Origin of the sequence: Amycolatopsis sp. A133, assembly GCF_031082405.1 — a bacterium.
Lineage (GTDB): Bacteria > Actinomycetota > Actinomycetes > Mycobacteriales > Pseudonocardiaceae > Amycolatopsis.
Map to the genome: position 1 here is coordinate 305,499 of NZ_JAVHJU010000069.1, position 12,986 is coordinate 318,484.

17 protein-coding genes are annotated in these 12,986 nt (G+C 70.9%); 11 read left to right on the forward strand and 6 right to left on the reverse strand.

The window, feature by feature from the left end; all coding sequences use genetic code 11:
* Positions 1 to 113 precede the first annotated feature (113 nt).
* Positions 114 to 1,178 (reverse strand): UDP-N-acetylmuramate dehydrogenase, encoded by a 1,065-nt coding sequence (locus Q5425_RS42960; protein WP_308678193.1) that lies wholly within the window; start codon positions 1,176 to 1,178, stop codon positions 114 to 116.
* Between the two features lie 24 nt (positions 1,179 to 1,202).
* On the opposite strand from Q5425_RS42960, the gene Q5425_RS42965 reads away from it, so the two are divergent.
* From Q5425_RS42965 to purU, 4 genes are all read left to right on the forward strand, one after another.
* Positions 1,203 to 1,709: a DUF2505 domain-containing protein gene (locus Q5425_RS42965; RefSeq protein WP_308678194.1), complete on the forward strand. Its 507-nt coding sequence runs from the start codon at positions 1,203 to 1,205 to the stop codon at positions 1,707 to 1,709.
* Positions 1,688 to 2,488: a class I SAM-dependent methyltransferase gene (locus Q5425_RS42970; RefSeq protein ID WP_308678195.1), complete on the forward strand. Its 801-nt coding sequence runs from the start codon at positions 1,688 to 1,690 to the stop codon at positions 2,486 to 2,488. Before Q5425_RS42965 ends, Q5425_RS42970 begins: the two co-directional genes overlap by 22 nt.
* Before the next feature lie 90 nt (positions 2,489 to 2,578).
* Positions 2,579 to 3,262, forward strand: a complete 684-nt coding sequence (locus tag Q5425_RS42975; RefSeq protein ID WP_308678196.1) for a VTT domain-containing protein — start codon at positions 2,579 to 2,581, stop codon at positions 3,260 to 3,262.
* Positions 3,263 to 3,323: 61 nt separating this feature from the next.
* Entirely contained in the window at positions 3,324 to 4,199 is an 876-nt protein-coding gene (gene purU / locus Q5425_RS42980) for a formyltetrahydrofolate deformylase (RefSeq protein WP_308678197.1), read from the forward strand.
* 22 nt (positions 4,200 to 4,221) lie between these two features.
* Here purU and Q5425_RS42985 read toward each other — a convergent pair whose 3' ends face one another.
* On the reverse strand, positions 4,222 to 5,271 hold the full coding sequence (locus tag Q5425_RS42985; protein WP_308678198.1) for an NAD(P)-dependent alcohol dehydrogenase: 1,050 nt from the start codon (positions 5,269 to 5,271) through the stop codon (positions 4,222 to 4,224).
* Between the two features lie 98 nt (positions 5,272 to 5,369).
* On the opposite strand from Q5425_RS42985, the gene Q5425_RS42990 reads away from it, so the two are divergent.
* From Q5425_RS42990 to Q5425_RS43000, 3 genes are all read left to right on the forward strand, one after another.
* Positions 5,370 to 5,969 carry a TetR/AcrR family transcriptional regulator gene (locus Q5425_RS42990; protein ID WP_396135369.1) on the forward strand — a complete coding sequence of 200 codons (600 nt, stop codon included), beginning with the start codon at positions 5,370 to 5,372 and terminating at the stop codon, positions 5,967 to 5,969.
* Positions 5,970 to 5,978: 9 nt separating this feature from the next.
* Positions 5,979 to 6,593 (forward strand): pyridoxamine 5'-phosphate oxidase family protein, encoded by a 615-nt coding sequence (locus Q5425_RS42995; RefSeq protein WP_308678200.1) that lies wholly within the window; start codon positions 5,979 to 5,981, stop codon positions 6,591 to 6,593.
* Between the two features lie 166 nt (positions 6,594 to 6,759).
* Positions 6,760 to 7,389, forward strand: coding sequence for a haloacid dehalogenase type II (locus Q5425_RS43000; protein WP_308678201.1), 630 nt, complete (start codon positions 6,760 to 6,762; stop codon positions 7,387 to 7,389).
* Here Q5425_RS43000 and Q5425_RS43005 read toward each other — a convergent pair.
* Together Q5425_RS43005 and Q5425_RS43010 are read right to left on the reverse strand one after the other, a co-directional pair.
* The gene (locus Q5425_RS43005; RefSeq protein WP_308678202.1) at positions 7,386 to 8,393 is read right to left on the reverse strand and encodes an NADP-dependent oxidoreductase; all 1,008 of its coding nucleotides are present in this window, start codon (positions 8,391 to 8,393) and stop codon (positions 7,386 to 7,388) included. The genes Q5425_RS43000 and Q5425_RS43005 overlap by 4 nt on opposite strands.
* Before the next feature lie 94 nt (positions 8,394 to 8,487).
* Entirely contained in the window at positions 8,488 to 8,922 is a 435-nt protein-coding gene (locus Q5425_RS43010; RefSeq protein WP_308678203.1) for an SRPBCC family protein, read from the reverse strand.
* A 113-nt stretch (positions 8,923 to 9,035) separates the two neighbouring features.
* On the opposite strand from Q5425_RS43010, the gene Q5425_RS43015 reads away from it, so the two are divergent.
* Together Q5425_RS43015 and Q5425_RS43020 are read left to right on the forward strand one after the other, a co-directional pair.
* Positions 9,036 to 9,509, forward strand: coding sequence for a MarR family transcriptional regulator (locus Q5425_RS43015; RefSeq protein ID WP_308678204.1), 474 nt, complete (start codon positions 9,036 to 9,038; stop codon positions 9,507 to 9,509).
* Positions 9,510 to 9,538: 29 nt separating this feature from the next.
* A complete protein-coding gene (locus Q5425_RS43020; protein WP_308678205.1) occupies positions 9,539 to 10,318 on the forward strand; it encodes a class I SAM-dependent methyltransferase in 780 nt (259 codons plus the stop codon).
* 51 nt (positions 10,319 to 10,369) lie between these two features.
* Here Q5425_RS43020 and Q5425_RS43025 read toward each other — a convergent pair whose 3' ends face one another.
* Positions 10,370 to 11,290 carry an ABC transporter substrate-binding protein gene (locus Q5425_RS43025; protein WP_308678206.1) on the reverse strand — a complete coding sequence of 307 codons (921 nt, stop codon included), beginning with the start codon at positions 11,288 to 11,290 and terminating at the stop codon, positions 10,370 to 10,372.
* A 138-nt stretch (positions 11,291 to 11,428) separates the two neighbouring features.
* Here Q5425_RS43025 and Q5425_RS43030 point away from each other — a divergent pair, with 138 nt between their 5' ends.
* Both Q5425_RS43030 and Q5425_RS43035 read left to right on the forward strand, forming a co-directional pair.
* Positions 11,429 to 12,121 (forward strand): ABC transporter permease, encoded by a 693-nt coding sequence (locus tag Q5425_RS43030; protein ID WP_308678207.1) that lies wholly within the window; start codon positions 11,429 to 11,431, stop codon positions 12,119 to 12,121.
* Positions 12,118 to 12,828, forward strand: a complete 711-nt coding sequence (locus Q5425_RS43035) for an ABC transporter permease subunit (protein ID WP_308678208.1) — start codon at positions 12,118 to 12,120, stop codon at positions 12,826 to 12,828. Before Q5425_RS43030 ends, Q5425_RS43035 begins: the two co-directional genes overlap by 4 nt.
* Before the next feature lie 97 nt (positions 12,829 to 12,925).
* On the opposite strand, the gene Q5425_RS45965 is transcribed toward Q5425_RS43035, so the two are convergent.
* The coding region (locus Q5425_RS45965) for a M15 family metallopeptidase (RefSeq protein WP_354924792.1) at positions 12,926 to 12,986 on the reverse strand (61 nt) is incomplete at its 5' end.

Genomic DNA, 12,986 nt, shown 5'->3' on the forward strand with positions numbered 1-12,986 from the left:
AGCGCTGGTGGCCCAGCCGACGTTACCCGCCGATGGGCCGAAACCGGCCAGCCAGGTGGCGACGCCTTTGTCGACAAAGACGTCCTACACACGTACGGGTTGCCCGGTTCGGCTCAAATCACGCAGTTGATCAGCAGGGGTTCGGGGTGCAGCCGGACGCCGAAGCGCTCTTGGACGCCGTCGCGGACCTCGCGGGCCAGGGCGAGCAGGTCCTCCGTCGTCGCGTCGCCGCGGTTGGTCAGGGCGAGGGTGTGCTTGGTCGACAGCGAGACGCGGTTCCCCGGCCCGGGGTACCCCTTGGCGAAGCCGGCGCGCTCGATCAGCCAGGCCGCGGACAGCTTGACGCCGCCGTCGGCCGGGTACTGCGGGACGTCGGTGCCGACGGCGTCGGTGATCCGCGCGAGGACCGCTTCGGCCTCGGCCGACGGGACGATCGGGTTGGTGAAGAACGAGCCGGCGCTCCACGTGTCGTGGTCGGCCGGGTCGAGCACCATGCCCTTGCCGCGACGCAGCTTGAGGACGGCTTCGCGGGCTTCGGCGGCCGGGACGCGGGCACCGATCTCGACGCCGAGCGTGCGCGCCAGCTCGGCGTAGCGGATGGGCGCCGAGAGGCCGTCTTCGCGGATCTCGAAACGGACGGAAAGGACAACGCCGGTGTCAGTGCCCTTGAGGACGCTGGTGCGGTAGGCGAAGCCGAGCTCGTCGGCCTTCAGCGTGCGCACTTCGCGCGTCCCGCGGTCGTACAGCTCCACCGAGACGATCGACTCGGCGACCTCGCAGCCGTACGCGCCGACGTTCTGGATCGGCGTCGCCCCGACGCTGCCGGGGATGCCGGACAGGCATTCGAGCCCGCCCAGCCCGGCCTCGACCAGGGCGGCGACGAACGCGTCCCAGTTCTGGCCGGCCTGGACCTCGACGACGTGCCCGGCACCGTCGTCGTCACGGCGCCAGCCGGTGTTCGCCACCTCGACGAGCGTGCCGTCGAACCCCGCGTCGCCGACCACCAGGTTGGAGCCACCGCCGAGCAGCAGCACCGGCTCGCCCGCCGCGTCGGCCTCGCGGACCGCCGCGACGAGCTCTTCGCCGGTCACAGCGCTGACGAAGCGGCGGGCCGGGCCGCCGAGGCGCAGCGTGGTGTACGCGGCGAGCTTCGGGAGTTCGGTAGTTCGGGAGTTCACGGGCCTGACGGTACTGTTCGGCTCATGGGATCCCGGATCGAGCACCGCGCCGAGTTCACCGCCGACGTCGCGTCCACGTACGCGGCCGTCGCCGGCGAAGACGCGTTGCGGGCCCGCCTGGACGAGCTCGGCGGCCACAGCGCGGCGCTCCTGTCGTACGAGGTTTCCGGCTCGGACCTGCGGTACCAGCTGCGGCAGGGCATCAGCGCGGACAAGCTGCCGCAGGCGGTCCGGACGCTGCACAAGGGCGACCTGCTGGTGACGCGCACGCAGACCTGGCGCGTGAGCAACGACGGCACCGGCCGGCAGGGCAACGCCGCGGTCGAGGTCGGCGGCGTCCCCGGCGAGATCACCGCTCGGACGGCGCTGCTGGCCGACGGCGACCGGACGGTGCTGCGGATCAGCGGCGAGGTGACGGTCCGGATCCCGCTGTTCGGCGGGAAGCTGGAGAGCGTGATCGCCGAACAGGTCACGAAGCTGCTGGAGCGCGAATCCGAATTCACCGCGAAGTGGCTCACCGAAGCAAAGTGACCCCGGTCGGCGCGCCGACACGCGGTACGACCAACCCGAACCGCCTGCGCCGGGTCGACCGGTGGATCGCGTTTTCGCCCCCTACTTCGCGGCTGCTGCGCGCGGCCGACTCGCCTTTGGTGGTCGATCTCGGGTACGGCGCTTCCCCGGTGACGACGGTCGAGCTGGCGCGGTGGCTGCGCCGGGTCCGGCCGGACGTCCGGGTGCTCGGCCTGGAGCTGGACCCGGAGCGGGTGGCTGCGGCGTTGCCCGCCGCGTCGCCGCCCCGGCTGGACTTCCGCCGCGGCGGGTTCGAGCTGGCCGGGACGCGCCCGGTGCTGGTGCGGGCGTTCAACGTGCTCCGGCAGTACGCCGAGGACGAGGTCCCGGGCGCGTGGGGCCTGATGCTGGACTCGATGCCCGCCTCCGGTCTCCTCGTGGAGGGCACGTGCGACGAGATCGGGCGGCTCTCGACGTGGGTCCTGGTCTCCCGGGCCGGCCCGATCTCCTTGACGCTGTCGATGCGGCTGGCCGGGCTGGATCGCCCGTCGACCGTGGCCGAGCGGCTGCCGAAGGCGCTGATCCACCGGAACGTGCCCGGCGAGCGCGTCCATTCGCTGTTGGCCGGCTTGGACGCCTGCTGGGCGACGGCGGCCCCGCACCAGGCGTTCGGGGTGCGTTCCCGCTGGCTGGAGACGGTCCGGCTGCTGGCCGCGCGGGGCTGGCCGGTGCTGGGGCCGCCGTCCCGGATCCGCCTGGGCGAGCTGACGGTCCCCTGGTCCGCGGTCACCCCCGCCTGAAGCGCCCAAGGCCACATTGGGGCGCTGGTGTTCACCGGGCCACCCCCGCTGCGTCACCCGCGGGTGACCTGCGGTGATCACCATTGAGCCGTGGAACTCCTGGGGCAGGTCACCGAACTGCTGCGCGGCGCGCTCGGTTCGCCGTGGCTGTGGGTGGCCGTCTTCGCCGTGGCCGGGCTGGACGCGCTGCTGCCGTTCATGCCCAGCGAGACGGCCGTTGTCACCGTCGCCGTCCTGCTGGGGCCCGATCCCGCGCAGCTGACCCTGCTCGCCGCGGTGGCCGCCGGTGGCGCGTGGGCGGGCGACTGCCTCGGGTACGCCGTCGGCCGGTCCGCGGGGCCGCGGGCCGTCGCGCGGCTGCAGCGCGGGCCGGAAGGGCGGCGGCGCGCCGAGTGGGCGCACGAGCAGGTGCGGCGCAACGGCGGGCTGCTGATCGTCGCGGCCCGCTACCTCCCGGGCGGGCGGGTGGCCAGCGCGCTCGCGACCGGCAGCCTCGGTTACCCGCTGCGCCGGTTCGTGCCGCTCGACGCCGCCGGCGCGACGATCTGGGCGGTCTACAGCGTGCTGATCGGCCTCGCCGGCGGAGCCGCCTTCGCGGCCGAGCCGGCGAAGGGGCTGCTGCTGTCCTTCAGCCTCGGCCTGGGCTTGGTCTTCGCCGTCGAGGCCGGGCGGCGGCTACGGTCGGCCCGAAGCGATCGACGTCCACGCGGACGGGCCGGAGCGGGCGGCGCCGGCGGCCAGGGGGCCGAGCTGTCCGAAGTGGATTGTCCATGATCGGTGCCGCACAGCGCAGTCTCCCCGCCCGGCTCCCGGGCCTCTGACCAGCGCGGGGAGAATGTCCCGCGTGACCGCTCCCGAACGCCGCTACGTCATCACCTTCGGCTGCCCCGACCGCACCGGCATCATCGCCCGGATCTCCGGGTTCCTCGCCGAGCACGGCGGCTGGATCGTCGAGGCGGCCTACCACACCGATCCGGACACGGGCTGGTTCTTCACCCGCCAGGTCGTCCGGGCCGACTCGCTGCCCTTCGGCGCCGACGAGCTGCGCGCCCGTTTCGGCGAAGTGGCCGCGGACCTGTCGGCCGACTCGAGCTGGCGGGTCAGCGACACCGGCGAGCGGCGCCGCGCGGTGATCCTCGTCTCGAAGGCCGGGCACTGCCTGTACGACCTGCTCGGCCGGGTCGCCTCCGGCGAGCTCGACGTCGACATCGCCGCGGTGATCGGCAACCACGACAGCCTCGGCGGCATCACCCGCGCGCACGGCATCCCGTTCCACCACGTGCCCTTCCCCGCGGGCGGCAAGGCCGAGGCGTTCGAGCAGGTGCGCAAGCTGGTGGAAGAGCACGAGCCGCACGCGGTGGTGCTGGCCCGGTTCATGCAGATCCTGCCCGCCGGACTGTGCCGCGAGTGGGCCGGGCGGGCGATCAACATCCACCACAGCTTCCTGCCGTCGTTCATCGGCGCGAAGCCGTACCACCAGGCGCACACGCGCGGCGTGAAGCTGGTCGGCGCGACCTGCCACTACGTGACGGCGGACCTCGACGCGGGCCCCATCATCGAGCAGGACGTCATCCGCGTCGACCACGGCGACTCGGTCGAGGACATGGTCCGCAAGGGCCGCGACATCGAAAAAGTCACCCTCGCTCGGGGCCTCCGGTGGCACCTGGAGAACCGCGTGCTGGTGCACGGCAACCGGACCGTGGTGTTCTGACCCGGTTGCCGCGCCCCGGCGATCACGCCCCGATGGTCGAGGCGTCGATGACGAACCGGTAGCGCACGTCGGAGTTCTCGACGCGCTCGTAGGCCTCGTTGACCTTGTCGGCCGAGATGGTCTCGATCTCCGCGCCGATGCCGTGCTTCGCGCAGAAGTCCAGCATCTCCTGGGTCTCGGCGATACCGCCGATCATCGAGCCCGCCAGCACCTTGTTGCCACCGAGCAGCGAGAAGGCGTTGTAGGACAGCGGCTCGCCGGGCGCACCGACGTTGACCATCGCGCCGCCGACCCGCAGCAGGCCGAGGTAGGCGTCCACCGGCAGCTTGGCCGACACGGTGTTGAGGATGATGTCGAACTTGCCCCGCAGGACGTCGAACGTCGACTCGTCGCTGGTGGCGTAGTACTCGGAAGCGCCGAGCTTGAGGCCGTCTTCCTGCTTCTTGAGGCTCTGGCTGAGCACGGTCACCTCGGCGCCCATCGCGGCGGCGATCTTGACGCCCAGGTGGCCGAGGCCGCCGAGGCCGATGACGGCGACCTTCTTGCCGGGGCCGGCCCCCCAGTGGTGCAGCGGCGAGTAGGTGGTGATGCCCGCGCACAGCAGCGGCGCGGCGACGTCGAGGTCGATGCCCTCGGGGATGCGGCAGACGAAGGCGTCCTTCACGACGATCTGGTTGCTGTAGCCGCCGTAGGTGTTCTCGCCGTCGAAGCCGACGCCGTTGTAGGTCTGGATGTTGCCCTTGACGCAGAACTGCTCGGTGCCGGCCAGGCAGTATTCACACTCGCCGCAGGAGTCGACCATGCAGCCGACGCCGACGCGGTCGCCGACCTGGTACTTCGTCACGGCCGAGCCGACCGCGGCGACGACGCCGGCGATCTCGTGGCCCGGGACCATCGGGAAGATCGCCTGGCCCCAGTCCTCCTTGGCCTGGTGGATGTCGCTGTGGCAGATGCCGGCGTAGGCGATGTCGATCAGCACGTCGTCGGGACGAAGGTCACGGCGCTCGATCGTGGTCGGTGCGAGCGGCGCACCGGGCGCCGGGACGGCGATGGCGTGCGTGGTGGTGCTCATGGAACCCTCCAGGTTCAAGTACCGTTCGTAAGAGGTCTCTTACATCGTCGACGTAAGAGGGGTCTTACATATTCCGGACGAAAGATGTGAACCAGGTCATGGGCGGCAAGTACCACCACGGCGACCTCCGCGGCGAACTCGTGCGCGTCTCTTTGGACCTGATCGCCGAGCAGGGGTTCGCCGGGTTCTCCGTCGCGCAGGTCGCGAAGCGGGCGAAGGTCAGTCCCGGCGCGCCTTACCGGCACTTCCCGACGCGGGAGAGCCTGCTGGCCGAAGTCGCGGCCCACATCGCCTGCCAGCTGGCCGACCGCGTCGCTTCCGCGGCCGCGGAGCACAACGACCCGGCGGACGCCCTCGCGGCGGCCGCGGGCGCGTACACGCGGTACCTGATCGAGCGGCGGGCCGGGATGAACGTCATCTACGCCAACGGGCTCCAAGGCCCGCAGTACGCGGAGCTGCACGACCAGACCCGGCGGCTCACCGACCAGTTCCTGATGCTGTGCCTGACCGTGGCCCCGGATCCGCTGACCGCGCTGGAGCTGATGGAGCAGCTGTTCACCCAGGCACACGGCTACGGCACGTTCCACCTCGACGGCGTCTTCGTCAAGCACGGCTACTCGGTGGACCTGGTGGTGCGGAAGTCCACCGAGGCGGCGCGGATGGCGATCACGGGCCGGACTGCCGGTGGTGGCCGCTAGGTTGGCGGCATGGGGATCATCGACTCACACGAGGCACTGCGCGAGGTCGTCGGCGAAGTGGCCGAGCTGACGCAGAAGAAGGTCATCGACCGGATCGACGAGCACGCGCGGAACCTGATCGCCCACTCGCCGTTCGTGCTGCTGGCGACGTCGGCACCGGACGGCAGCTGCGACGTCTCCCCGCGCGGCGACCCGGCGGGCTCGGTGCTGGTGCTCGACGAGAAGACGCTGGTGCTCGCCGACCGCCCGGGCAACAAGCTGATCGACAGCTTCCGCAACATCGTCGACAACCCGCACGCCGGCCTGCTGTTCCTGGTGCCGGGGATGAACGAGACGCTCCGGGTCAACGGCCGCGCGCAGCTGGTGTCGGACGCACCGTTCTTCGACGCGCTGGTGGTGCAGGGCAAGCGGCCGAAGCTGGCGGTGGTCGTCGAGGTCGAAGAGCTCTACATGCACTGCGCCAAGGCGTTCCTGCGGTCGTCGCTGTGGGACCCGCAGACCTGGCCGGCCCGCTCGGCGTTGCCGTCGATGGGCACGATCATGCGCGACCAGATGGCGTTGCCGATCGCGGCGGAGGAGCTGGACGCGAGGCTCGACGAGCGGGCGCTGACCGAGCAGTACTGATCTCGGCGACCACGTCGGGCAGGCCGGGGGAACGGGCGTCGAACTCGTCGCGAAGACGGTACCGAGGCCGACGTCGCCCTCTCCGGGATCGGCAGGTCACCGGGCATGCTGACAGCTGTCGTACCTTCGACCGGGAACGGCGACCTTCGAACCTCCGGAGTTCCGCATGCTGTGCGTCTTCGACGTCAACGAGACCCTGCTCGACCTGACCCCCATGGACGCCGTCCTCGGCGGGCCGGAGCTGCGGCGCGAGTGGTTCGGGCTGGCCATCCACACGGTGCTGACCGTGACCGCCACCGGCGGCTACCGCGACTTCGCGGGCATCGCCGGGGAGGCCGCGCTCGAGGTCGCCGCCCGGCACGGGCGGGAACCGGACCTCGCCGCGATCGCCGCGGGTCTGCGCTCGCTCCCGGCCCACCCCGACGTCGAAGCGGGCCTGGCGAAGCTGCGCGAAGCGGGCCACACCGTCGTCGCGCTGACGAACTCGCCGCTCGCGACGGCCGAGGCGCAGCTGCAGAACGCCGGGCTCGCGCCGCTGCTGGACCGGATCTTCTCGGCCGAGCAGGTCGGCAGGCTCAAGCCCGCCCCGGAGCCCTACCGGCAGGTGCTGGCCGCCTACGACCTCCAGCCGGGCGGCGCGGTGATGATCGCCGCGCACGACTGGGACATCGCGGGCGCGCAGGCGGCCGGGCTGCGGACGGCGTTGCTCGCCCGCCCCGGCGTCCGCCCGCTGCCCGGCTCGCCTGAGCCGACGTACACGGTCTCGGCCCTGACCCAACTGGCCGAACTGCTCTAGTCCGCGATCCGGACCAGCATTTTGCCGGTGTTGGCGCCGGACAGCAGGCCGAGGAACGCCTCCGGCGCGTTGCGGATGCCGTCGACGAAGGTCTCCGAGTACTTGATCTCCCCGGAGCTGACCAGCGGCGCGACCTCGGTGACGAACTGCTGCTGCAGGTGCCAGTGGTCGATCACCAGCAGGCCGCGGATGGTGAGCCGCTTGGCGATGACCTGCGCGAGGTTGCGCGGCGCCGGGGTCGGCTCGGTGTCGTTGTACGTGGAGATCATCCCGCAGACGGCGATCCGGCCGTGCAGGGTGATGGCGTCGATCGCCGCTTCGAGGTGCTCGCCGCCGACGTTGTCGAAGTAGACGTCGATGCCCTCGGGCGCCGCCTTGTGGAGCTGCTCGGCGACCGGGCCGTCCTTGTAGTTGAACGCGGCGTCGAAGCCGAGGTCGTCGATCAGGTGACGGACCTTCTCCGCCGAACCCGCGGAGCCGATGACCCGCTTGGCGCCCTTCAGCTTCGCGAGCTGCCCGACGAGCGAGCCGACCGCGCCGGCCGCGCCCGAGACGAACACCGTGTCGCCCGGCTTGAACTCGGCCGACTCGAGCAGACCGGCGTACGCGGTCAGGCCCGGCATGCCGAGCACGCCGAGGTAGGTCGACAGCGGGGCCGCGGATCCGTCGACCTTGACGTACCGGCCCGCGTCGAGCACGGCGTGGGTCCGCCAGCCGGCCTGGTGCAGGACGTGGTCACCCGGTCCCACTCCATCAATGTGGGATTCGACGACCTCCCCGACCGCACCGCCGGACATGACCTCGCCGACCTGGAACGGCGGCGCGTAGGACTTGACGTCCTTCATGCGGCCGCGCATCGCCGGGTCGACACTCATGATCAGGTTGCGGACCAGGATCTGGCCGGCCCCCGGCGTCGGCACCTCGGTGTCGGCGATCTCGAAGTTGTCGTGCGTCGGAACGCCTTCCGGACGCGAAGCCAGCCGGATTTCGGTCGCTGTGCTCATCGTCGAACTCCTCCAAATCTCGAAGCGGGGCAAGCGCCCCGGATTCCACCCGATGTAACCAGCTAACCGGGGCGGAGATTCCGATTGTGAGGCGTCACACGATCTCGGCGAGCTTGGCCAGCACGCCGTCGTAGATCTTCTTCAGCCCGCCGGGCGCGAAGGTCTTCTCGAAGAAGCCGCCGATGCCGCCCGCGCCGTCCCAGGTGGTCTCGATCTGCACGACGCTGCGTTCACCCGCTTCGGTGACCGTCCAAGTGGTGACCATGCTCGAGTTCGCGTCGGTTTCGACGAGGGTGCCGGGCTTCGGCTCGGTGACGGTGGCCTTGACGTCCCGGACCCGCTTGGAGGTCGCCTGCAGCTTCCAGCCGGCCTTGGTCCCGGCGCCGACACCGCCCTCGGTCACCTGGTAGTCCCGGTAGTGCTCGGTGAGCAGCTTCGGCCGCGTCTCGGCGTAGTCGGCGACGAGCGCGCGGACCTTGTCGGCCGGGGCGTCGATGGTGCGCTCCGCGGTGGCCGTGACCTTTCCCATTTCACTCCTCTTCCCGGCGTACAGATCAGGGTCCACGATTCCACCGGCCGCCGCACCACCGGCGGGCGCCCTCGGCGGTTAGGCTGCCGGGAGCCGACTGATACGAGGATCAGATGAGTTCGGGAGTCCGCCGCCGCCGGTCGACGGTGGCGGTGAAGGAGTCGCTGCGCGAGCTGCGCAACCAGCTGTCGCTGCTGAACCACCAGGTCAGCGCCCACGTGGCGCTCAAGGACGTCGACCTGGACTGCCTGGAGCTGATCGCCCGGCACGGCCCGCTGAGCCCGAGCGCGCTGGCCCGCCGGGCCGGGCTGCACCCGGCGACGATGACCGGCATCCTCGACCGGCTGCAGAAGGGCGGCTGGATCGTCCGCGAACGCGACCCGGAGGCGGCCGACCGGCGCTCGGTGGCGGTGCGCGCGGTCCGCGGCCGCAACTCGGAGCTGTTCCGGCTCTACGCGGGGATGAACACCGCGATGGACGAGCTCTGCGCCGGCTACAGCGAGGACGAGCTGGCGCTGATCGCCGGGTTCCTCCGCCGCGTGACGTCGGCGGGCCACACCGCGACGGGCGACCTGGCCAAGGACTGACCAGCGGTTTCTGTGCTGTACTCCAGGGCATGTGGCAGTCAGGCGACGCGTACGAGGCCTACATCGGACGGTGGAGCCGCCGGATCGCGCAGACCTTCGTCCGGCAGCTCGGCGCCCCGGCGAACCGACGCTGGCTCGACGTCGGCTGCGGCACCGGCGCGCTGACGTCGGCGGTGCTGGCGGTGGCCGACCCCGCGGAGGTCGACGGCGTCGACCCGTCCGAGGGGTTCCTGAAGACGGCTCGCGCGAGCGTGACCGATCCGCGGGCGTCGTTCACGCTCGCCGACGCGCGGTCGCTGCCGTTCCCGGACGACCGCTTCGACGTGACGGTGTCGGGCCTGGTGCTGAACTTCGTCCCCGACCCGGCCCGCGCGGCTGCGGAGATCGCGCGGGTGACCGTCCCGGGTGGACTGGCGGCGGCGTACCTGTGGGACCTCGCCGAAGGCATGGAGCTGATCCGCCGCTTCTGGGACGCGGCCGCCGAGCTCGCCCCGGAGCAGGTCGCCGAGCTGGACGAGGGCCGCCGGTTCCCGCTGTGCCGCCCGGAGCCGCTCGGCCGGTTGTGGACGGAAGCGGGCTTCACGGCGGTGGCCGTCGGGGAGATCGAGATCCCGACCGTGTTCGCGGATTTCGACGACTACTGGCAGCCGTTCCTCGGCGCCCAGGGCCCGGCTCCGTCGTACCTGGCGACGCTGCCGGAAGCCGGCCGCGGCCGGATCCGTGAGCTCCTGCGCGGCCGCCTGCCGGCGAATCCGGACGGCTCGATCCCGCTCTCGGCCCGCGCTTGGGTCGTCCGCGGGACCGCTTGACGCCCGCACCGCAGGCCGCCCCGGGAACGGGACGGCCTGCGGTGCCGGGGGTCAGAGACCGGCCTGGCCCAGCCAGTCCTTCGCGACGTCTTCGGCTCGCTCGCCGTCGGAGTCGACGCGCTTGTTGAGGTCCCGCATGACGTCGGTGGTCAGCTTCGCGCTGACCGCGTTCACGGCGTTGGCGAAGTCGGCGCCGCGCTCGTCGAGCACCTTCTTGGTCACCGCCGGCACGACGTTCTCGGTCGGCACGATGTTGAGGTCGTCCTTGAGCACCGTGTACTTCGGGTCACCGGTCAGCGGGCTGACCGAGTCGACCGGGATGACCGTGACGGCCCCGGACTTGAGCTGCTCCACCCGCGGCCCGGCCTCCTGGATGGTCTGGAAGGAGGCGTTCGTCAGCTTGTAGACGTCCTTGAAGCCGAGGAAGCACGGGAGGCGCTTCTCGCACTCCGGCGGCCCCGCCATGACGACCTTGTCGAGCTTCTTCAGGTCGCTGATCGACGTGAGGCCCTTTTCCTTGGCCAGGTCGGACTTGACGATGTAGGTGTTCTTGTCCTCGGCGGCCGCGAAGTTCAGCAGCGCGACGCCGCTGGGCTCGAACAGCTTCGCCAGCTGATCGTGCTCCTCCTGCGCGGTCTTGCCCGCCTCCTTGCCGAAGCCGGTGGTGATCGCCGCGCCCTGGTACTCCGGGATGAACTGCAGTTCACCGGACTTCAGCGACGGGTAGATCAGTTCCCGCGAGCCGAGGTTCAGCTTCCGCGTCACCGGGTAGCCCTTGGCTTCCAGCGCCTGAGCGTAGATCTCGGCGAGGATCTGGCTGTCGGTGAAGTTGAAGGACGCGACGATGATCGGCGCCCCACCCTTGCCCTGCGCGGCGGGCTTGTCACCGCTGTCGCTGCCGCCACAGGCGGCCAAACCGAGCGTCGCCGCGACGGCCACCGCCACCACGGACGCGTTCCGGAACCAGCGCACGAATCCCCACTCCCTCATCACTCGAACAGACGAAAGGACCCTAGCCCCGACCCCCGACAAGAATCCACATCGTGGGAGGAAGCCCTCGAAATTCCCAGCCCGCGGAATTTTGCTGCCCGATCGGGGTAGGGTCGGCCGGTGCACGTGACCGCGGTGAGGCCGCTGGCCGCCGACAGCGGACCGCCGATCTTCCAGTGGAAGTGGGTGGACCGCAACGCCGACGCCATCGTCCAGCGCCTCCTCGAGCACATCTCGCTGACCGCCACCGCGCTCGGCATCGGCTTGGTGGTGTCGATCGGGCTGGCGCTGCTGGCGCTGCGCTTCCGCCGCACGTACGGGTTCATCCTGAGCACGACGGGCGCGTTGTACGTCATCCCCAGCCTGGGCGCGTTCGCCGTCCTGCGGCCGTTCTTCGGGCTGACGTTCACGACCGCGGTGATCCCGCTGGCGACGTACACGCTGCTCATCCTGGTCCGCAACATCGTCACCGGCGTCGACCAGGTGCCCACGGAGGTCCGCGAAGCCGCGACCGGCATGGGCTTCACCCGCGGGCGGCTGCTCTGGCAGATCGAGCTGCCGCTGGCGTTGCCGGTGGTCATCGCGGGCCTGCGCGTCGCCGCGGTGACGACGATCGGCCTGGTGACGGTCACCTCCATGCTCGGCCTGGGCGGTCTCGGGTACTTCATCCGCCACGGCATCCAGAACGCGACGCCCAATTCGACGGAGATCATCGTCGGCATGGCGTTGTCGGTGGCCTTGGCGGTGGTCGTGGATCTCCTCCTCTGGCTCGGCGAACGCCTGCTGACGCCCTGGACCCGGAGGACGCGATGAGCTTCTTCGACCAGCTGACCGCCTGGCTCTCCGACCCCAATCGCTGGAGCTGGACCGACCGGGCGGGCGTCCCGTACCGGACACTGGAGCACCTCAGGTTTTCCCTGCTGGCCTTGGTGATCGCGGCGGTTTTGACGATCCCGGCGGCCCTGTGGCTGGCCCACTACCGCCGCGGCGCGTTCCTCGCGAGCAGCGCGGTGAACATCGGCCGGGCGATCCCGAGCTTCGGGCTGATCATCCTGTTCTGGTTCCTGGCCAGCCATTGGGAGTTCGACACGACGTTCTGGCCGCTGCTGCTGGCGTTGGTGGCCCTGGCGATGCCCCCGTTGTTCACCAACACGTACGCGGGCGTGGTGTCGTTGGAGCAGGAGACGGTCGACGCAGCCCGCGGCACGGGTTACCGCGAGTGGCAGATCATGCTGCGCCTGGAGCTGCCGCTGGCCTCCCCGGTGATCCTGGCGGGCGCGAGAGTGGCCTTCCTCCAGCTGATCGCCACGGTGGCCATCGGAGCGATCGTCAACGACGGCGGCGGCCTGGGCCGCTACATAGTCGACGGTTTCGCGGTGGGCGTTCAGGGTTACGGAGCGATCTTCGCGGGCGGCCTGGCGGCGGTGGTACTGGCCCTGGTGTGCGACGGCGCGTTCGCGTTGGCGACCCGGGTGGCGACACCGCGCGGGCTCGCGCTGCAGAACGCCCGCCGCGAGTAGGCCGGCACCCAGGACCGCCGCCACCCCACCCGGCGACGATCCTGGGCGCTTGCCGGTCATCCCCAGTTACTGCACCCCAGTGGCTTTCCGGCCGGGGTCAGGGCTTCTCGAAGTGCTGGTAGTCGATCGGGGTGTCCCAGGAGCCGCCCCAGGTCCAG